This window comes from Streptomyces sp. NPDC026377 (assembly GCF_055567715.1).
Genome location: NZ_JBVHPV010000009.1, coordinates 142925 through 161488, shown reverse-complemented (window position 1 = coordinate 161488; position 18564 = coordinate 142925). Strand labels below are relative to the sequence as shown.

The window sequence follows — 18564 nt, the reverse complement described above, 5'->3', positions numbered from 1 at the left end:
AGAAAAATGTGCTTTTCCGAAAACGACCGGTAGTTGACGCAAAACGTACTTCGCTCTCTTCGGTGCTGGCCATGGCTCCACCGGTGATCACGTATGGGCCGCATAGTGCCGAGCGGAGGCCCCGTGCCGTTCGGTGCGGCAGCCAAGGCCGACCGCGAGAATGGCGCCGTGTCCCCGTGCCCGGCTGATTTCGCTGCGGGTTAGCGGTGCTGGACCGGGGCGGAGGGGGAATGCGGCGTCGTGCCCGTCGGCTTGGGGCTGTTGCCGCCCGGTCCGCTGGCGAGGGCCAGCAGGATAAGGAGAAACACGAGGAACCCGACGCTGCTTCCGGCGGCGACGGCGCGCGGGCTTATGGAGCGGTGGTGCCCGCGCACGCGGGTGCCGTCGGTCCGGTAGTAGGGGTGGACGTAGGTGGTGGGCCCGGTGTGGACTGGGCGGGGAGGCGGTACCGATGTGCGGCGCGGCGTCGTGCCCGCGGTGGCCGTTGGGCGGGTGCGGCGGTAGTGGCCTTTGACGTAGGTGCCGTCTTGGCGGACGTGGGGACGTACGTAGGTCATGTGAGGTCCTCGTGAGTGAAGGGGGGATGCGGCACCTTCGGCCGAGGCCGGGCGTTCCTCGGCGCAGCATTCGACGGTAGCGGCACCCACTGACATTCGATTGATCCCAACTCTCTTACGGTGCAGCCCTGTTGTTTCTCCTCCAGCGATTTTCGGCCGGTGATCGTGGGGCACCGGCGGCTGTCAGTGCCGGGTGCTGTCATGGACAGCGGGGAGAACAACACGAGGGGGGTACAACACGTGCTGTACACGGGAGTGGCCGGGTGAGCCGGCGCCGACGTCGTAGCAGCGGGGACGATGCTCTGCTCGTCGCCTTTGGCGTCCTGGTCCTGGTCGGGCTGTTGCTCGTCAAGGCGGCCCAGTGGGCGTGGGCTCACTGGTGGGTCCTGCTCGTGATCGGCGCACTGGCACTGGCCGCGGTCGCGGGTTGGATCTACCAGCGGGTTGACCGGCTGCGGGCCGTCCAGCTGCGCAGGCAGGGGCTGGTCTACTCCCTCGGCCAGCTGGACGCCATGCACCACACCGCCTTCGAGTACGCGATCCGCGACCTGCTCGCCCGGGACGGCTCCCTTGACGCGGTGCGCTGTGGCGGCCGGGGCGATCTCGGCGCCGACGTGAAGGGCCATGACCCGCTGGGCCGCTTGTGGGTGATCCAGTGCAAGCACCGCAAGAAGGGGCTGGACGGAGCGGCGCTCGGCACGCTGGACCTGCAGACCCTCAATGGCACCGGGCGGCCGTTGACCGGGGCGACGTCGTGGTCATGGTGACCAACGGCCGCATCTCCCAGCCCGCCCGGGACTTCGCCCGAGGCCAGCGCCTGCACCTGGTCGACCGGCGCCTGCTGGAGCGGTGGGCCCGCGGGGCACGCCCGCTGTGGGAGATCCTTCCGGCCGTCCCGCCGCCTCCGTCACGCAAGCCGCCCCGGCTGCGGTAGCAGCTACGGAAGGCGACATGAGTTCGACGCTGCCCGACCGGTAGCGCCAGCACACCAGCGCGCACCACAAGGGCTCCACTCCCACCCAGGTCGCCCGTTGATGCGAGCGGCCCGCTTGCCCCTCCACCTCCGCGGAGGTGGAGGGGCAAACGGGGATAGCGCGCCGCCGGGTTGGTTAGGCGATCTGCTTGATGGTGGTGGTCCAGCCCGCTCCGCTGACATCGGTGCCGGGGGCGAAGCCGGTGCTGTTGCTGCCGGTGCCGGCGAAGAAGTGGAGGTGGTCGTCGGAGGTGACGGTGGTCCAGAGGTCGGGGTGGCCGTCTTGGTTGCCGTCTCCGGCGGCGGCGACGGACGGGTAGCCGGCGGTGGTTACGCCGGAGCCGATGTCCTGGGCGTTGCCGCCGGACCCAAGGGGCGTGCCGGGGTTGAGGGGGTCGTTGAGGTATTGGTAGATGTCACCGGTGGACTTCCTGCGGGTCCACAGGTCGCCCAGGCCGTCGCCGTTGACGTCACCCGGGGCGAGGAGCTCCATGCCGTTCCAGCCCGCAGTGCCGATCTTCGTGGGTGCGCCGAGCTGGCCGTCGAAGGTGCCAGGGAAGAGGTAGAGGGCGTCGTCCTCGATGGCGAGGAGGTCTGGGTGGGAGTCCATGGTCAGGTCACCGGCGCTGATCACCTGGCTGGTCTTGGACCAGTCGGACGAGGGTGACCCGGCGGGGCGGTTCAGCGCGTAGCGGGCGGTGAAGCCGTCGAAGCCAGTGCCGCGGTAGAGCCACAGGTGGGATGCGTCGCCGGACAGGTGGGCGATGAGGTCTTCGTAGCCATCGCCGGTCCAGTCTCCGCGGTGGCTGATGTCGGCTCCGGCCCAGCCTCCGCCGAGGTGGGGGCCGTTGGCTTGGCCGCCGTCGCCGGTGCCGGGGTAGACGCGCAGCTGTCCGTCCTTGTCGATGGCGGTCAGGTCCGGGATGCCGTCGCCGTTGAGGTCGCCCTCGCCGTCAGTGCCGGTGCGCTTATGGAGGTAGCCGAGGGTGACTGGCGCGTTGAACTGGGCGACGCCGCTGGCGGGCGGCTTGCCGGAGTATTCGGTGATCTCGTCGCGATTGGTCGTGACGTAGAGGTCTGGGTTGGTATCCGGGTTGCCGCTCTGGCTGTTGACGTCGCCGGGGGAGGAGACCAGGGGGTAGGTCGCCTTGTCGAGGTACGGAGCAAGCAGTGTGGCCTGGGCTGGGAGCGGGTTGCTGGCGGTGCCGGACCAGACCTGGTCGGCGATGGTTGCGCAGTCCGCGAGGATGGTCTGCGTGCCGGGCGTCGTACTGGACGCCGGGTTGGCCAGGCAGCGTCCGGAGGCCGGGTTGACGAGCGAGCCGCCCGGGCCGGGCTTCCACTGCTGGGCACCCGAGCCGTTGCAGGTGTAGAGCTGGACGGGAGTCCAGTTGGCGGTGCCGCCGCCCTTGGCGTCCAGGCACTTGCCGTAGTTGCGCACTGTGTTGTCAGTGCCGAGGGCCCACTGCTGGGCCGAGCTGCTGTTGCAGCCCCAGACCTGGATCTTGGTGCCGTTGGTGGTGGAGCCGTGGTCGACATCCAGGCACAGGCTGCCGCCGCTGGAGGCCGTCACCCCGGAGACGAGGGCGTGACTGGCCGGCGCGGCCAGGGCGGCGGGCATGCCGTTGGCATCGAACCGCAGGTCGTACGAGTAGAGGACGCCGGTGGCGTCGTCGCGGGCCCACAGCGTGGGGGTGCCGCCGACGGCCCCGGGGGCAAGGAGCGTCGCATGTGACCAGTCGGGACTGTAAGACGTTCGGTGTAACTCCCGATCATGGAAGATGCTTCGATGACCAGTGAGAACGTGTCTGAGTCCGAGACCGCCGAGCCCGGGAGGGCTGCGTCGGTGAAGGCCGTGGATGAACAGTTGATCGACGAGCTGGTGGGCCGTGCCCAGGCCGAGGGCCTGCAGCTGACCGGCGAGGGCGGGCTGCTGCAGCAGCTGACCAAGCGGCTGCTGGAGTCCGCCCTGGAAGGCGAGATCACCGACCATCTCGGTTATGACAAGCATGATGCGGCCGGCAAGAACGGCGGCAACTCCCGCAACGGCAAACGCTCCACGACCGTGCTGACCGACGTCGGACCGATGGAGATAACCGTGCCCCGTGACCGCGACGGCTCCTTCGAGCCGAAGATCGTCAAGAAGCGGCAGAAGCGCTTGAGCGGCGTCGACGAGATGGTGATCTCACTGGCCGCGAAGGGTCTGACCACCGGCGAGGTGCAGGCCCACCTGTCGGAAATCTATGGCGCCGAGGTCTCCCGCCAGACCATCTCCACCATCACCGACAAGGTGCTGGAGGGCATGGCGGAATGGCAGAGCCGCCCGCTCGACGCCGTCTGTCCGGTCGTCTTCATCGACGCCATCCACGTGAAGATCCGTGACGGTGCAGTGGCCAACCGGCCCATCTACGTCGCCCTGGCCGTCACCACCGAGGGGCGGCGCGAGATCCTGGGGCTGTGGGCGGGTGACGGCGGCGAGGGCGCCAAGCACTGGCTGCACATCCTCACCGAAGTCAAGAACCGCGGCGTCAGCGACGTCCTCATGCTGGTCTGCGACGGGCTGAAGGGCCTGCCTGAGGCGGTGGAGACCGTCTGGCCGCGGACTATCGTGCAGACCTGCGTGGTGCACCTGCTGAGAAACTCCTTCCGCTATGCCGCCCGCCAGGACTGGGACAAGATCGCCCGTCTCCTCAAGCCGGTCTGCACCGCCCCCACCGAGGAGGCCGCCCTGGAGCGGCTCGCCGAGTTCGCCGATGCCCGGGGGCCGGAAGTATCCAGCGATCGTGAAACTGTGGGAGAACGCCTGGGAAGAGTTCACCCCCTTCCTGCGGTTCGACACCGAGATCCGCCGCATCGTCTGCACGACGAACGCGATCGAGTCGGTGAACGCGCGCATTCGCCGGGCGGTCAAGGCCCGCGGCCACTTCCCCAATGAGCAGGCCGCTCTGAAGTGCGTCTACATGGCGATCATGTCCCTCGACCCCACCGGCAAGGGCCAGGCCCGCTGGACCATGCGCTGGAAGACCGCGCTGAACGCTTTCGACATCACCTTCGACGGCCGCCTGTCGGCAGCGCGTCAGTAGCCTCAACTACCCCAGTTACACCACTCGTTTGACAGTCCCGATGGGCGGCTACACCTACGCCGGAAACGATCCAGTCAACGGCAGCGACCCCACTGGCCTAATGCGGGATGGAGGGGGCGATTGCGGCGCAATCCACACCTGCAATACCGATCCGCGTCCGTCCACCTCTGGAACCTCCTCGACACCAAGCCCTACGCCCAGCCCGGGGCCACCGCCGCCCGGGACCGGGACAGGTACACCGGGAGAGGGGACCCCCGCCCCATCGGGCGGCTTCCTCAAAAACCTCGCGGGTGGCATAGGCCAAGGCGTTTCAAACGTCTGGAGCAAATTCGAGGACGTCAGCTGCTACTTCGGCAGCGATGACCACAACTGCCACCGCGATGCGCCCCTCGAGGGCCCCATGATCAAGAGGGCGGCACCCTCTGAAATAGCGAAGCAGATGTTTGGAACGGACAATCCGGAGCTGGATCACAATTCGCTTCCCTTTAAAGTCGGTGAAGCGGTTGGTGAGACATTCGCGTTGCCCGTTCCTGCTCCTGCAGCGGCGCCGGAAGAGGTGGCTTCAGTTGCTCTGAGGGCCGCAATTAAGAGTGGGGAGAAAGCGGCTTCAAGGCCCACCCTCGCACCACGAGTCATTGTGCATGCACTTAGCTCCGAAGAGCGCGGGGTAGCAACGGTTTACCTGGATCAAGTGCAGAAACATGCGACGATCAAGGTCGAGTCAGGGACAGAGTCGCTGCACACCGAACAGGTGATCGTGGGCAACACGACTACGGGAGCAGTCAGAACTGCGGCCCACAGCAATATCACGCTCGCAGTCAGGATTCCACTCCCCAAGGCAAACCTGGCGCTGGCGTATCAGGAAGTGACGATCGGGGCTGATCTGAGCACCTATGAACTTGCCACCAACAGCTGCACGACCTACTGTGCGAAGGTGTTGCGAAGCGGCGGCGTGACGGATATCCCCATCACCGCGGATGAGGCTACCCACTGGCTCATTGAGAAACACGGGTAGTGATCTAGCGCAAGTGATGGGTGAACTGGTTAACCTATCGGAAGGCTGGAATTGGCATATGGAGCAAACGGCGTGGGACCCACCTGAAGAATTGAGCGAACCCACTTCTAACTGGATGCATAACCTGGCGATCTCTATGCTCTCAAGCGGGCTCATGGGGAATGACCTGGTTGAGGTGCTCGGGGACGTTCTCTCGCGACACGCGAAGTTCAATTTGTGGATTCAGAGCGAGGGGAAGCGTGCCCTCGATGTGAATCAACTCCTAGAACGTGCTGGTGTATTGAGGGGAATTACGGTAACGCTTTATGAGGCATGGAACGCGTACCGTGTTCGATATGAGGGGACCGGTCGAAAATTGGGAACTGCCCAAGACGAGCGTCGTGAACTAGCCGAAACCTTGCGAGCGACTGTGGCGACCTTAGGAGAACTTCACCTCAAGCGATGACGTCGTATGTCAAGGTGCGCTGGGGCCACGAGTTCACGGAGGAACCGGTGGACATCTTCAGCGAGCTCGACGACCAACGCTACGAGGTCCGAAAAGTCGAGGTCTACCGGGATGGGAGACTCGACTTGGCCGATGCCAGCCGGGAGACGGACACGATTGGTCTAGGAGAGGTCCCGTTCTCCGATCTGAAGGAGATCAACTCTCAGGAGGAGTTCCACGCGGAGACGATCACTGGCGCAGAGTTCGAGGCGGCTTGGGACCGTGCCCGCAGCAGGACGTGAGGAGAGCTCAGGGGATCGGCTCCAGAACAACAGTGCGGAAGCCTATTACAGGATCCATGTGGCCCAGCGCAGCGCTCTTTGGCCAGATGAGGGCGCTGTGGTCCCAATGTATCGATGGTGTTCGCGACGGTCCGTGACTCGTGACTGAACCGGCGATGTGCAGCTGTGCTGGTTGGCCCGCACTCGGGCCCAAGGGTTCTGGAGGTATCTAGCAGCCCAGTGACTTCACCCAGGTTGCGGTCTGCCGTCTTGGTTCAGGTGGCATGGGCCGGACTCTCTTTAGGCTGTGTCCGACGGACCGGTGGAGGCACGTCAGGTGAGGACGTGGACGGCTTGATACAGGTGGGTGCCATGCGCCCACTTCTTGATCTCGGCGCGGCCGAGAACGGTGATTTGGTGCTGGCGCGCGAACGTGGCAGCGGGCTCGGTGAACCCGGCCAGGCCGATCATGATGGCCACGTCGGCGCCGTGGTGGGGCCGCGCGGTGCCGTTGAACTGCTGCACGTGCCCGGAGGTGACGCGTGCGCGGTAGCGTTTGCACTGGAGGATGACGAGATCGCCGTCGCTGTCGACCGCACGGACATCGGCGCCCAGGTCTCCTGCTCCGCCAACGCGCTGCACGTCGGTGAATCCGTCACGGACCAGGAGCTTGGCGCACGCCTGCTCGAACTCGGTCGGGCTCATGGCCGCCAGCTCCCGCATGTGGAAGGTCACGCCTCCGTCGGCCGTGTCCGGTTCCGGCGCGGGTGGGGCGGCAGGCAGGGGTACCGCGCAGCCGCCTGCGAAGCCGAGTACGACGAGTACGGCCCTGGCTGCGGCCACGAGCATCACCAGCGCGCCGGCGCAGATGAGGGCGGCCCACCAGGGATGGCCGGTGAGCCATGCCCAGGGTCCGTTGAGTATCCACGCCACGGCGGTGCCGGTCAGCCACTTCCACAGCATCTTGCCGATTACGAGGGCGAAGATGCCGTAGAGCAGTGTTTTCAGGAACGGATCAAGACGGCCGTCCTCGTCGAACATGACCACCCTCCAGGGCGCGTTGAAGAGCTGGAACGAGGCTGTGGGATCAGGCGGCGCGGCGAAGCATGCGGCGCGGACGGGTGGGCAGCGCGAGCAGTTCGTGCAGGGCGGCACCGTCCTGGGCCCACTGGTGCAGCCGTTCGCGGTCGACCAGGTGGATGTGGTGGCGCGCGCCCCAGGCCCGTGCATCGCGAGTGAAGCCCCCGTTGGTCACGACCACCGCATGCTGCGCGCCATGCACGGGACCGGCGGTGCCGTTGACCGCGTACAGGACGGGAGCGCCGACCTTGGCGCCGGTGCGGGTGTGCTTGGCCTGGAGCACTGCACGTCCAAGAAGCGGATGCTCGGCCGTCACGTCGGCGGCCTGGTCGCCACCTCCTCCGACCCTCAGTGCACGCCAGCCGTCACGGATCATCAGGTCGCGCAGCGCCTCCTCGAAAGCGCGGTCGCCCATGGCGTCGAGCTGGTCCGCCCGGAAGGACAGACCCGCCCGGCGGACACGGTCGCGGCGTTGTCTGCTCCGGGTGAGGCCCGCGCGCAGCACCCCGGCTCCAGAGACGACAAGGAGGATGAGCGATGGCCATTGCCAGTGCGTGACGAGGGCGCCGAGGAGGACGCGTAGCCCAGGCAACAGCAGGGCCGTGCCCGCCGCGAAGGTGAGGCCGACGGCGGCGAGTTCGGCGGGTCCGCGCGGGCGGCGGATACGCAGCCGGCGTCGGCGGCTCATCCGCGGGACGGCGCGGGCTGAGAGACGGACGGCATGGGGCGCTGCTCGGTCGGGGTGTTGGCGGAAGTTTTGCCGAGCCCGAAGAACTTGGCCCACAGGACGGCGAGGGCGATGAGCCCGACCGTCAGCCAGCCGGACATTCGGCGCGCACCGCGCGGTCCTGGGTTACGGCGGATGTGGGCGCGAACGTGGTGATAGCCGGCGGGCGGCTTCGACATGGCGGGTTCCCCTCCCGTGATCACGGGCCGCACCCAGCGGCCCTGAAGCTGTGTGTACCAAGGGGCACTGACAACTCCGGGCGGATCATGGGCAGTTGTCGCAACCGCGCGGCGGGATCTCGCCAGGTGCGTCAGTACGGCGCGTCAGCGAGTGGCCGACTGGACGAAGCAAGCCGTTGTGCTGCAGCTCTTTCGGCTTGGACCAGGTTCGGCCGACGCTCCGTTGCGGTGGCTTCCGGTGGTTCAGGATGCTTCACGTGCTGTGAGTAGTCCTGTCACTGGAGAGGATGCGGGCGAACGTTGGCGGATTGTAGTCGCCCGTATCCTCGTCGCAGAGGCGGGTTCCACCGTGTTGAGCCGACAAGGTGCCAGGCACTCGTCGGGGCATTTCCCAAGAGCCCGGTCGTGGTCGCCCTGTCCGTCGATTTCACCAACGTGGTGCGCCAGCCCCTGAGAGTGGCTATCTCCGGGCTGTTCGCCTGTCGGGAGAATGTGCCGCTGGGGGGCAGGGCCCTGCGGTGCGATGCCGCCGCACATCGGGGGCGAGCCACCAGTGCTCGCACGCCAGCGGCCGGGACCGATCACCTGGTGGAGGAGTGGGAGGAAGTCTGCGAGGGGCAGCTGGTAGGGGCGGGCCACTGGGCAGTCCGTCGATGCCGGTCACGGGCGGATGGAGAGTCAACTCATCGTTGTCCCGTCCAGAGCAGGTTCGGTGCCGGTTCGGACGAAGTCTCTCGGGAGTGGTCGAGGCATGCGGTGGCGCCGAGGGCAGTGGGACGGTTGCGTGGCACTGTTCCGGACGGGGTCTGACTCATGACTTTTTTTGACCGAAGTGTCTTGTCACGGGCATGTCGACTGCCGTTATGGGTGGTGCTTGCTGTCACCGAGCCACAGGGCGTGTCCCAATAGGAGCCTTGCCGAGTTCAGACGCCATCACGGTTCAGACCGCCCATGCGGGCCGGTGCGATCCGCCCAGCACGTCACCACCCGGGAGGCGAACCACCATGACGACCAGACAGCGCAGCACCTCCTCGAACACGGACCCGCCCGTGCGGAGAGAGGTCGTACTGGGCGTGGACACGCACGGCGAGATGCATGTCGCTGCCGTGGCCTCCCCGCTGGGGAAGGTCCTGGGTAACGAGTCGTTTCCGGCCACGGCGGCCGGCTATCGGCAGCTGCTCGTGTGGGCCCGCAAGCGGGGGACGGTGCGCCGGGCCGGCGTGGAGGGCACCGGCACCTTCGGCGCGGGCCTGTCCCGCTACCTGGTGACCCAGCAGATCCAGGTGTTCGAAGTGAACCGGCCCGACCGGTCGGCCCGCCGGTTGCTCGGTAAGTCGGACCCGCTCGATGCGCAGGCCGCAGCGCGAGCCGTGCTCAGTGGTCGCGCCCGGGCCCAGGCCAAATCCGGCGACGGACCCGTGCACAGCGCCCGGATCTACAAACTCGCCAAGGACTCCGCGGTCAAGGCCCGCACCCAGGCGATCAACCAGCTCAAGGCCGTCCTGGTCATCGCCGACCCCGCCCTGCGGGAACGGTTGTCGACCTTGGGCAATGCCGAGCTGTTCCGCACCTGCGCGACCCTCAGCCCACCCGATGGTGGGGGAGACGAGGACGCGGTGGCCCAGGCCACCCACATGCCTTTACGCATGCTCGCCGAACGCATCCAACAGCTCAGCGGACAGATCAACGAGCTGAACCAACGCCTGACCCGGCTCGTCGAACGCTACGCGCCGCAACTGCTCGTACCGGTGGGCATCGGCCCGGACAGTGCCGCCACTCTCCTGATCACCATGGGGGACAATCCCGAGCGACTGAACACTGAGGCGTCCTTTGCTGCCCTTTGCGGAGTCAGCCCCATCGAGTACTCCTCTGCCCGACGGTGCACGCGTCGGCTCAACTATGGCGGCGACCGTCAGGCGAACGCTGCCCTGCACCGCATCGTGTTCACCCGCCTGCGCCGCGACCCGCGCACCCGGGCGTACTACGAACGCCGCACCCAGGAGGGCAAGACCCGCCGTGAGATCATCCGATGCCCCAAGCGATATGCCGCCCGCGAGGTCTTCAACCTGGTCAGACCGGTTTCCCGCGCCCCCGCGTTATAGGGGCGTCGGTGACTGCGGTCTGGTCGCGTTCGAGACTGCCCGCGAAGCCATGGAATGCCGGGAGATCATCGGCCCGGACGTGTTGGAGCCACTGCGGCAGCCGGGCACCGTCAGGTTGTGGATCATCTCGGCGAAGGCCCTCACATGACCGCGGGCGGCCTGGAGTTCCGGGCACCGGGCGAGGATGTTCTTCAGTTGCACCGTGGCGGCGGATGCCAGATGGCCGGGGTCGGACATGATCCACGCCGCGAAGCGACGGGGCTTGACCGGGGTGGTGGGTGGCGGACCCGCCAGGGTGCGGAGCTGCTGGACGTAGCGGGCCACCGTGCGTGAACTGCCACGCCACCCCAAGCTTTGGAGCTCGCTGTGGAGCGTGGTGGCGTTGGTGCAGCCCTCGTTCCACCGGCGGTGCAGGTAGGGCTTGAAGCGGTCGAGCGAGCTACCGCGGTTCACCGTCCTGATCAACGCATCGCCGGTCGCGGCACGTGCGAAACGTTGGACCGTGCGGAAGCAGAGCCCCAGCTCCCGGCTCATGGCGTTGAGGGAGTAACCCTTGGCCACGAGCTCCTGGACCGCCGCGTACCGCTCGCGCGTCCGCTGGACGAGGTGGCCCTCTCGTACGGCTGCCAGTACCGGCGTTGCGTCGGGGAGTGAATGCTCCGCTGGCGCGGTCATGGCCACGCCGCCTTCCCCAGGAGGACCCGTGGTCTGTGCTCCGGGCGTTTCATCAAGGGGTTCGTACAGGCAGTCGCGGTGTGCCACGACGGTCTTCTCCACGGCCTCGCCGAGGTTCTTCCACAGGTGCCACCGGTCCGCAATCTCGGTGGCCTCGGGCGCACCGCGGCGGCAGCCCTCCGCATATGCGCCGGCACGGTCCCGGCAGATGATCCGGATACCGGCCTGTAACCATGCGGCGACGGTGTCCGCGTCGCGCTCCGCGAACATGTCGATAGGACGGTGCGTCTCCAAGGCTGGAGATCATGCAGATCGCGCTGGACCTGCTGGCCTGGATGCCGATGCTCGCGCTGACCGGACAGGACAGACTCTGGGAGCCCCGCCGCCTGCGGCTCAGCCTGTTCACCGCGGCCGGCCACCTCGTCACCGCCAGCCGTCGATGGATCCTCCGCCTAGCCCGGCGCTGACCTGGGCCAATCTCATCACCGCCGCCCTCGACCAGCTCAACCAACTGGCGGACCCCGGCTGACCGACGGATTTCCCGTCCCTTCGACAGCACCTCAATACCCGGAGCAGTGGAACCCGGCGCCACCCCGAGGCAACACTCGGGCCTGGGGCCTGCCCAGCCTCAGCCCACGGCGCGACAACGGTCCACCGACGCCGTCGGCGGACAGTCACGAAATTTCGAGGTTGGCGACGACGGCTCGCAGCAACACAGAATCCATGCCGATGAATTTTGGCCAAGGGCATGTTCAAGACATTCGTTGCTTGAGACATCGAATCTATCATCACGGTCTATACTATGCGCCTGTTTCCAAGCGACGCTATGAAGCGCATACAGGAGAGCGGGCGCGGCGTTGTACCAACCATTTCGAGAGAGAGCGAGACACGTGGCACACGATGGAGTTAGGTGGCTTCCCGAGGTTTTCGAGTTGGGCTTTTGCGTAACTTTCGCACGGGACCTGAGTATGAGGGAAATGATTTCCAGGATGGGCGGGGATCCCGAACAATCGTTACCGATGACACGCTGGCAAGCAGAGAAGGCCGAGCAGGAGGGAAACCAGGGGCCGGTGATCCGGTTCGGCTCAATTCCCGGATGGGCTTTCGCTGTGGAGAGTTGGGGGGCCCATGGCAGGAAGAGTGAGGTGCTTCAGCGGGTTTCGCGTGGAACCGAGGTAGTGTCGTTCGCGATTACTGCCCGGGGAACTCAATTCCTATCGTGGGCGCGGGATGGAACAGTGGTTTGCACCGTCGATGCCGATGCTCCGAACATTCGATCTGGGAAAGAGCCGGATGCACTGAATTCTGTGTTGGAGGAGGTAGGTCTCCTCCCGGAGAATGAAGATACCGACAGCACTCAGGCGATGTTGACTCTGGTCGAAAATCGGTTCTCCGTCGGACTTCCCCGCCGGCAGGTTGAAACTGGGATCCTCGATGCCGTGGGGTTTTATGCTGAGTGAGCCCGGGGAAGCCACACTGACTTTCTGCGCGGCTTCACCGGATGCGGCACCTCTATCGCCCGCGCGCTGAGGGCTGCAGTTGGATCACGCAGTAGAGGTTACTGTCACAGCGATCAAAGCCTGGCGTGTCAACCCAGTACGCTTCCTCTGGGAGCAGGCGTACGTCTTGCGTGAAACGCCCCAGATCCCCGCCGGCACCTTCATTCTGTTCGCCAGGGATGTTCCCGCGGACGCAGGGCTCGCTCCAGGTGGGAGGGTTGACCCGGTCATCGTCACGCAGTATCCACCGGCCACTGACAGCATCCTTGAATGCGTAGAACTGAGCGCACCTATCGCCGGTAAATCCGGTGATCGCACCTGCACTTTCCTTTGTGGCGGCGAATGGGTATTCGTCGCATGATGTGTTAGGAGTGTCGGGGTGCGGGTCGAATTTTGCGCTGACGTTCTGGCATATGCGCCTCCTATTTCCAGGTCCGTCACCGGGGTTTTTGAGGCGGTGCAGGGGGGACTTGCCGGGGAGGCCCGGGTGGCTCTGGAGTTCTGTCTTCGCGATCCAGTAGAGGGCACTAGCCGTCGGATACTTCTCCGTGTTCACTATGAACGTCGGAATCACATTGCCGAAGACGCACCCACGCTTCTGTGCCACTTGTGAATCACAGCGGACCTCATAGGCGCGCCCTGTGTCCCATAGAGATTCAGGCTCGTTAGGGGCTACGGGCGAGGTCGCTTTGACGTACCACTGGAGTGTCAGGGCGTCCTGCGTGCTGCCGGTCCATTCATGAGCGACGACTGCCTGGGTTCTCTGCCATCCAGCTCCGCTGGTGTCCCAGGCCATGGTCGGACTGATCATCGGCGGATCTGACTTACATGCCGTTCCGCAGGATGAAGTCCACGTCAGGGCGATGGACCCTACCTCCTTGTCAATCCGCGTAGGGAAGACGGTGTCCACTTCACGAAAGAGGTCGGCGTCGTTGTACACCCGCAGCTCTTGCTGCACGAAGAACTCTGCCCGTCCGATCTCTTTCGCATTCGAATCGACCAGGACAGCGAGAATGTTCTTGTGCAGGCAGCCTTCAAAGCGGCTTATATGGTTTCCGCCGTCGTCGCTGCACCAGGGCACGATGTGTACCTCACTGGCGGCACCCCTGACCGGGGTGGATTTGCGCAGTTGCTCCGATGTCGGCATATGGACCGCCGACTGTGTCTTGAGACATAGCTTCCTCCCCTTCCCCCTAGCGGCTTGCACGCATGTGTCGAACTCCGCTGCCGAGCGGCTAATAGTACTGCTCACACCCTCAGTGACAGGGCGGCGAGGTTGGTTTCGGTAGTCAACGTCGGGAGCACCGGGGTTGTCCGATGGGAGTGAGAGCTCGGCGCTGTTGACTTGGTAGTCGCCTGGTGCGATCGCGATGGCATCGAAGGCAATGTCCTGATCCCCCGTGCCGTCTGGGGTGATGGTGGTGAGCCTGACTTTTGGCACTCCGCTGAACCGGAAGGCGCCGAGGCTGACCCAACGGTTCGCTGTCCCTGCCTGGGAAATCGTCCGTCGCGCTGTCCACCTTCCCGTGTCGATTTCATATTGCGCGTACTTCGTTTGCGCTCCATGATCGGGAAGATGTGCATATACCATCGCGCTGCGGTTAATTGACTTATTGAGTGTCCACGTGCCCGTAATCTTAAGGCGCTGCCCCTTGGCATCGTCCTGCCGAGTGTGACCAAAGTAGAAATGGCCTCCGAATCCGGCCCCCAACTGATGTAGGTCTACCTTGGACGGGTAAGTACTTTCTGTTCCATTGTTACCGAAGTTGAAGGAGAACGAACCAGAGTTCACCCATCCCCCGTTTAGACAGTTGGGGCGTATGACAGGAGTGCCCGCAGGCGCATCATCGACGATAAGTGCCCCAGAAGGCAGCCCATCGGGAACGCAGATGGGCGGGTAGGCGGTGCCGTCGGCTTCCTCGGGGTAGGTGTTGTTGAAGCGCATGAACTCGTACCCGCACGTGGTGGTGCAGTCGGTCTTCCAGGTGGCGGGCTTGCTCCACCAGCATTTGAAGTCCGCACGGCCACAGGGGCCGCTGGTGGCGGAGTCGTTGCTGGCGCTGTCGGAGATCCGGCTCGGGTTGCAGGTGTTCGAGGTGTCGCAGAACAGGTCCTCGGGAGCTTTGACGTGGGCCCGGTTGTATTTGGCGCTGCCCTTGGTGGTGACGCCGTCGTTGGTGCCGTTCCAGGAGGCGGCGCGGAAGGCGGGCACCATCTTGCCGGGGGATTCGAGGAAGGCCGGCGGGTGGGCGGCGAAGCCGAGGACCTTCTCCTGGTAGGGCCAGTTCTGCGGGCGGGCGGCGGCGCTGGCGTCGTCGTCGCCGTTAGCGTTCTCCATGAAAGGCAGGCGGCCTGCGTCCCATTCGGGGTTGGCGGGGTTGTTGGCCCAGCCCAGGCCCCAGGGGGAGCCGTCGCTGGTCTTGGGGTGGAAGCCGGAGTTGTAGGCCCACAGCGCGAAGTACCAGTTCTCCGGGCGCGCCGAGGTGCCGTGGTTGGCGATGAGGCCGGCGGCGCGGGTCTCGTTCCACTTGGAGATCAGGGTCTGCAGTCCGGCGGCGATGTTGGCGGTGTAGTCCAGGGCCGCGGCGCGCTGCTTCTGGTAGTCCCAGGCCGCGCCGCCGTGGCCGTCCTCACGGCCGGCCATCCGCATGTGGTCGGTGATCTGGGTGATGCCGTAGCCGCAGTCGGCGTTGGCGAAGTTGACGTCCCAGTCGTTGCTGGAGTCGCCGTCGTAGAGGTTGATGCCGTAGTAGTTACCGATCAAAGGGTTGGCGGTGACGCCGGGCACGGCCTCGCGTCCGGCCTGCCACATGTTCGACTCCTGCGTGGCCACCCCGAGCATGACCTGGGCGATCGCCCGGTCCCCGCCGTCCACGACGGGGTTGAGGAAGAGGCTCTGCGGCGCGTATTCGGGCATGCCGAGGTTCTTCCAGTTCGCCGGCCGCTTCACCAGCGTGTTCAGGTTGCCGGTGACCGCCTGGTCTACGGCCCACTCCACCTGGCGGGGCTTGGGCTGCATTGCCTGGTTGCGCGGATCGTTGCGCGGCACCGAACACGTGCGTTCAGCCTCGACCGGATCGGTCGGCGAGCCAGCTGCCGCGACGCCCTTCGCCCTGGTGGTGGAGGGGCGGTGGGCGTGGCTGGTCAGGGCTGGGGATGCCTCCCGACCCTGAGCCGCGTGGGAGGTGGTGCGGCTGGCCGGGTCGACGGTGAACGCGGCCTGCCGGCCGGTCGGGGCCATGGTGAGGGCCAGTTTCACCGGTCGGGCCCGGTCGGCCTCGCCGGGAGGCAGGAGCGTCCCCTTGCCATCTCCCCACTCGGGCGGATTGAGGAAGCCATCGCCCCTGGTGGTGACTTGGGCGTCCTTACGGGCGCCGGTGAGCTGACGCACCGTGGACGGCAACGCCGACCCAGGGGCGAGGCGAGCCTTGCCCGTGATGTAGGCGATGCCGCCACTGTGCACCAGGCCCGTCTCGGCCGCCGGGCCCGCGGCGAGCGCAGACGGCTGGGTGCCACGGGCATCAGGGTGGGTCACGGACGCTGCGGCGATCCGTTTGACGGTGCTGGTGGGGCCCTTCTTGTCCAGGAACACGACGCCGCCTTCACCATCCGGGACCAGACGGTAGGGCACGCTCGTGGTGCGGGCCAGGGCAGTGCGGCGGCCCCGGACGTCGACCTGAATGACCTCGGCACCGGACGCACCAACGATCTTGCCGCTGGCGGCTGGGATGGCGGAGGTGACCTGTCCCGTGGCTGCGATCGGCGCGGACAACTTGCCGGTAGCGGCATCCACCCGGATCAGCCGGGTGCCGGGCTTGTCCTCACCGCCGGACTGGGTCAGCACGGCGCTCTCGCCGATCCCGCAGCCCGGGTTGTAGTACGACAGCGACGCCAGCAAATCCAGCTTCGTGACCTGGCCCGTGTCCAGGTCAACAATCGCCGTGAAGCCACCGCGGGCCATCAGCTGCGGCTTGTTGGTGAACGTACGGGGCGCGTACACCACCACCGCCCGCTTGCCCGAAGCGGTGACACACGTATTGCCAATCCAGGCATCCGTGTCGAACCCAGGCTCGGACAACGTGGCCGCCGTCTTCCAGGCGTAACCGTCTTTCTGATCGGCGGTCAGGATGTGAAAGCCATTGGCATCACCGCTGGTAGTCCACGCCCGATCCCCCGATTGGCTCCACTCTTTGCCGAGCAGCTGCGCGCGCTGGGACGGCGGTACCGCTGCCGGGTCGGCTGCCGGCCCGGGCTGCTCAGACGCTGCCGGATTGGCGGGGGCAGCGACCGATATCTGTGTCAGGCTGGTGAGCACGGCTGTCGCGGCTAACACCGCTAAGCAGGCTCGGCTTCTTCCTTTACGTTTCAACACCATCTCCTCATTAGCGTTTTATGGCATAGGCGCACGGGTTGCCTTGCATCCTTAGGGACAGGACCAAGACAACCCGGCGCAGCTTCAGTGCCGCGAGCTAACCGAACCTGCGACCTGAGTGCAGAATCCTTATCCTGCTTGACCTGGACAAGTTCCTCGCTGTGCTCTTTGATGAGACGCTTCTGGATTTCCACGTCGACGGAATTCCAGGTCTTGATGAGATTGACTTTGTTCTTGCAGGCGACGTCAGCCTTGGCGGTTTCAATCTCTGCCGCCGTGGCGTTCCTCGCGGAGAACTTCGGGTCGTCGTTCGCCTTCATCGGATCTGTGTAGGAGAAGCCCTTGCTCTTCATGCAGGATGACCAGTCGGCGAAGACCTCCTTGACCCTGCGGTCTTCGAGCGAGTCCGCTGAGTGGCGTACGGCCGGCTGACTGGATCGGGCCCGTGTCGAGGTGGCGCCGTTCGCCACTCATCTCGGCGAGACAGTCCCGGCGGTGCGCGACAAGGGGAGGCCGGGCAGCGGCCGGCTCTCCCGGGACATCACTTTCGGCTCTGACCGCGTCAGGTTCGAGAGCTGGGCCGGTGAGCTCCGCCTGCCCGCCTGCTGACCCGAACTCCTGCGTCGGCGGGATCCGTGTGAGGGTCTCGCCTAGCAGGCACGGCGTCGAAGCCGTCCCGAATGGCCATCCCCTGGCCGGTCCGCCCCGCCCTCAGCCTGGCTCGCATGGCCCAGTCGGCCAACTCGTACGCGGGGATCGCTTCGCGTCGATGAGCGTGTTGTTGGTTGGCTCGGAGCTGCCCCGCCCAGTGCGCGATCCAGCTCCCGGTGTGCCGGCCCGTCCCCGTCGCCAGGGACGGGCTACGAGAGCACGAGCCAAATGCTTCTACATTTCTATGTAGTCGGCCTTGTCGTTCCAACTGCCGCCGGTCGGGTATCCGACCTTCGTGAAGTCGTAGCAGCCGGGGTTGCCCAGCGCCATGTAGGGATCGGGCAGGAAGCTGCGCGCGTCATACACGAGAACGCCACCAGTGGCTCGGCGCACGCAGCCTGAACTGGCTTTGTCACGGAAGCCCCAGTCGCCGAGGTTCTTCTTGCCGGATTGATACCACTGCAACATCCGGCCTGTGTAGTTGGAGTGCTCAAACAAGCACACCCTGTTGCAGTCCCCGATGTCCGTAGTGGATGCCCCACTCCGGTTGCCTGCTTGTGCGGCTTGCTTCTTGTTTTCCGCAGCCGCGACCGGGTCGATGCTCGGCAGTGCTCTGTCGGCTTCCTGCTGGCTGTCGAAGCAGTAGACCGCGCCGCCCGTCACCTGCGTACAGGCTTGCGCGCCTTCCCAGCTTTCCGCCAAGTTGATCTTCTTGCCCTTGTAGTTGGCCATGACGGGCTCGCTCTTCTCCGCCTCCTGCTGCACCCGGGCCTCTTCGGCCGGCGAGAGTACCCCTACCACCGGCTGCGGTGCAGTCTCCGTCGCGACGGCAGGCGATGCGACAGCCAGCGCAGCGAGGACCCCCGCAGCGGCACCTAAAGCAGCACGAATCGACCTCATGTTCCCCCCCATGATTGGAACGTACGAACGATTTTCGTTAATCAAC

The 18564-nt window shown here is 65.7% G+C and carries 15 protein-coding genes and 2 pseudogenes; 8 read left to right on the top strand and 9 right to left on the bottom strand.

Features of this window, described 5'->3' with window-relative positions:
* Positions 1-200 precede the first annotated feature (200 nt).
* The gene (locus ACZ4MU_RS20300) at positions 201-557 is read right to left on the bottom strand and encodes a hypothetical protein (protein ID WP_467878281.1); all 357 of its coding nucleotides are present in this window, start codon (positions 555-557) and stop codon (positions 201-203) included.
* A 263-nt stretch (positions 558-820) separates the two neighbouring features.
* Between ACZ4MU_RS20300 and ACZ4MU_RS20295 the strand changes: the two genes are divergently transcribed.
* On the top strand, positions 821-1324 hold the full coding sequence (locus ACZ4MU_RS20295) for a restriction endonuclease (RefSeq protein ID WP_467878278.1): 504 nt from the start codon (positions 821-823) through the stop codon (positions 1322-1324).
* Positions 1318-1491, top strand: a complete 174-nt coding sequence (locus ACZ4MU_RS20290; RefSeq protein ID WP_467878276.1) for a hypothetical protein — start codon at positions 1318-1320, stop codon at positions 1489-1491. Before ACZ4MU_RS20295 ends, ACZ4MU_RS20290 begins: the two co-directional genes overlap by 7 nt.
* Positions 1492-1666: 175 nt before the next feature.
* Here ACZ4MU_RS20290 and ACZ4MU_RS20285 read toward each other — a convergent pair whose 3' ends face one another.
* The gene (locus ACZ4MU_RS20285; RefSeq protein ID WP_467878273.1) at positions 1667-3151 is read right to left on the bottom strand and encodes a ricin-type beta-trefoil lectin domain protein; all 1485 of its coding nucleotides are present in this window, start codon (positions 3149-3151) and stop codon (positions 1667-1669) included.
* 168 nt (positions 3152-3319) lie between these two features.
* On the opposite strand from ACZ4MU_RS20285, the pseudogene ACZ4MU_RS20280 reads away from it, so the two are divergent.
* The 3 genes and pseudogenes from ACZ4MU_RS20280 (at position 3320) to ACZ4MU_RS20270 (ending at position 6354) form a co-directional block, all read left to right on the top strand.
* A pseudogene (locus ACZ4MU_RS20280) lies at positions 3320-4613 on the top strand (IS256 family transposase).
* Positions 4614-4653: 40 nt separating this feature from the next.
* Complete coding sequence (locus ACZ4MU_RS20275) at positions 4654-5628, top strand: hypothetical protein (protein ID WP_467878271.1); 975 nt, start codon at positions 4654-4656, stop codon at positions 5626-5628.
* A 441-nt stretch (positions 5629-6069) separates the two neighbouring features.
* Complete coding sequence (locus ACZ4MU_RS20270) at positions 6070-6354, top strand: DUF6881 domain-containing protein (protein ID WP_467878268.1); 285 nt, start codon at positions 6070-6072, stop codon at positions 6352-6354.
* A gap of 312 nt (positions 6355-6666) precedes the next feature.
* Here the strand turns inward: ACZ4MU_RS20270 and ACZ4MU_RS20265 are convergent, their stop codons facing one another.
* From ACZ4MU_RS20265 to ACZ4MU_RS20255, 3 genes are read right to left on the bottom strand one after another with little or no spacing between them, the layout of a single operon-like run.
* On the bottom strand, positions 6667-7374 hold the full coding sequence (locus ACZ4MU_RS20265) for a restriction endonuclease (RefSeq protein ID WP_467878266.1): 708 nt from the start codon (positions 7372-7374) through the stop codon (positions 6667-6669).
* A 46-nt stretch (positions 7375-7420) separates the two neighbouring features.
* On the bottom strand, positions 7421-8101 hold the full coding sequence (locus ACZ4MU_RS20260) for a restriction endonuclease (protein ID WP_467878263.1): 681 nt from the start codon (positions 8099-8101) through the stop codon (positions 7421-7423).
* Positions 8098-8241, bottom strand: a complete 144-nt coding sequence (locus ACZ4MU_RS20255) for a hypothetical protein (RefSeq protein ID WP_467878260.1) — start codon at positions 8239-8241, stop codon at positions 8098-8100. Before ACZ4MU_RS20255 ends, ACZ4MU_RS20260 begins: the two co-directional genes overlap by 4 nt.
* 1082 nt (positions 8242-9323) lie before the next feature.
* Here ACZ4MU_RS20255 and ACZ4MU_RS20250 point away from each other — a divergent pair.
* The gene (locus tag ACZ4MU_RS20250) at positions 9324-10421 is read left to right on the top strand and encodes an IS110 family RNA-guided transposase (protein WP_467878258.1); all 1098 of its coding nucleotides are present in this window, start codon (positions 9324-9326) and stop codon (positions 10419-10421) included.
* Here the strand turns inward: ACZ4MU_RS20250 and ACZ4MU_RS20245 are convergent.
* Entirely contained in the window at positions 10416-11390 is a 975-nt protein-coding gene (locus ACZ4MU_RS20245; RefSeq protein ID WP_467878254.1) for a transposase, read from the bottom strand. The two genes, ACZ4MU_RS20250 and ACZ4MU_RS20245, sit on opposite strands and share 6 nt — an antisense overlap.
* Before the next feature lie 2 nt (positions 11391-11392).
* On the opposite strand from ACZ4MU_RS20245, the pseudogene ACZ4MU_RS20240 reads away from it, so the two are divergent.
* Together ACZ4MU_RS20240 and ACZ4MU_RS20235 are read left to right on the top strand one after the other, a co-directional pair.
* A pseudogene (locus ACZ4MU_RS20240) lies at positions 11393-11625 on the top strand (transposase); the annotation flags it as partial.
* Between the two features lie 361 nt (positions 11626-11986).
* Positions 11987-12556, top strand: coding sequence for a DUF6461 domain-containing protein (locus tag ACZ4MU_RS20235; RefSeq protein ID WP_467878250.1), 570 nt, complete (start codon positions 11987-11989; stop codon positions 12554-12556).
* A 52-nt stretch (positions 12557-12608) separates the two neighbouring features.
* On the opposite strand, the gene ACZ4MU_RS20230 is transcribed toward ACZ4MU_RS20235, so the two are convergent.
* From ACZ4MU_RS20230 to ACZ4MU_RS20220, 3 genes are all read right to left on the bottom strand, one after another.
* The gene (locus ACZ4MU_RS20230) at positions 12609-16910 is read right to left on the bottom strand and encodes a hypothetical protein (RefSeq protein ID WP_467878248.1); all 4302 of its coding nucleotides are present in this window, start codon (positions 16908-16910) and stop codon (positions 12609-12611) included.
* Between the two features lie 50 nt (positions 16911-16960).
* Positions 16961-17287 (bottom strand): hypothetical protein, encoded by a 327-nt coding sequence (locus tag ACZ4MU_RS20225; protein ID WP_467878245.1) that lies wholly within the window; start codon positions 17285-17287, stop codon positions 16961-16963.
* A 565-nt stretch (positions 17288-17852) separates the two neighbouring features.
* Positions 17853-18518 (bottom strand): peptidase inhibitor family I36 protein, encoded by a 666-nt coding sequence (locus tag ACZ4MU_RS20220; RefSeq protein WP_467878243.1) that lies wholly within the window; start codon positions 18516-18518, stop codon positions 17853-17855.
* Positions 18519-18564: the final 46 nt, after the last annotated feature.

Coding starts and splice junctions, on each gene's coding strand:
- ACZ4MU_RS20255 (WP_467878260.1), bottom strand. CDS start 8,241: ATGTCCGGCTGGCTGACGGTCGGGCTCATCGCCCTCGCCGTCCTGTGG.
- ACZ4MU_RS20290 (WP_467878276.1), top strand. CDS start 1,318: ATGGTGACCAACGGCCGCATCTCCCAGCCCGCCCGGGACTTCGCCCGA.
- ACZ4MU_RS20270 (WP_467878268.1), top strand. CDS start 6,070: ATGACGTCGTATGTCAAGGTGCGCTGGGGCCACGAGTTCACGGAGGAA.
- ACZ4MU_RS20225 (WP_467878245.1), bottom strand. CDS start 17,287: ATGAAGGCGAACGACGACCCGAAGTTCTCCGCGAGGAACGCCACGGCG.
- ACZ4MU_RS20275 (WP_467878271.1), top strand. CDS start 4,654: ATGGGCGGCTACACCTACGCCGGAAACGATCCAGTCAACGGCAGCGAC.
- ACZ4MU_RS20260 (WP_467878263.1), bottom strand. CDS start 8,101: ATGAGCCGCCGACGCCGGCTGCGTATCCGCCGCCCGCGCGGACCCGCC.
- ACZ4MU_RS20300 (WP_467878281.1), bottom strand. CDS start 557: ATGACCTACGTACGTCCCCACGTCCGCCAAGACGGCACCTACGTCAAA.
- ACZ4MU_RS20285 (WP_467878273.1), bottom strand. CDS start 3,151: ATGCCCGCCGCCCTGGCCGCGCCGGCCAGTCACGCCCTCGTCTCCGGG.
- ACZ4MU_RS20265 (WP_467878266.1), bottom strand. CDS start 7,374: ATGTTCGACGAGGACGGCCGTCTTGATCCGTTCCTGAAAACACTGCTC.
- ACZ4MU_RS20250 (WP_467878258.1), top strand. CDS start 9,324: ATGACGACCAGACAGCGCAGCACCTCCTCGAACACGGACCCGCCCGTG.
- ACZ4MU_RS20220 (WP_467878243.1), bottom strand. CDS start 18,518: ATGAGGTCGATTCGTGCTGCTTTAGGTGCCGCTGCGGGGGTCCTCGCT.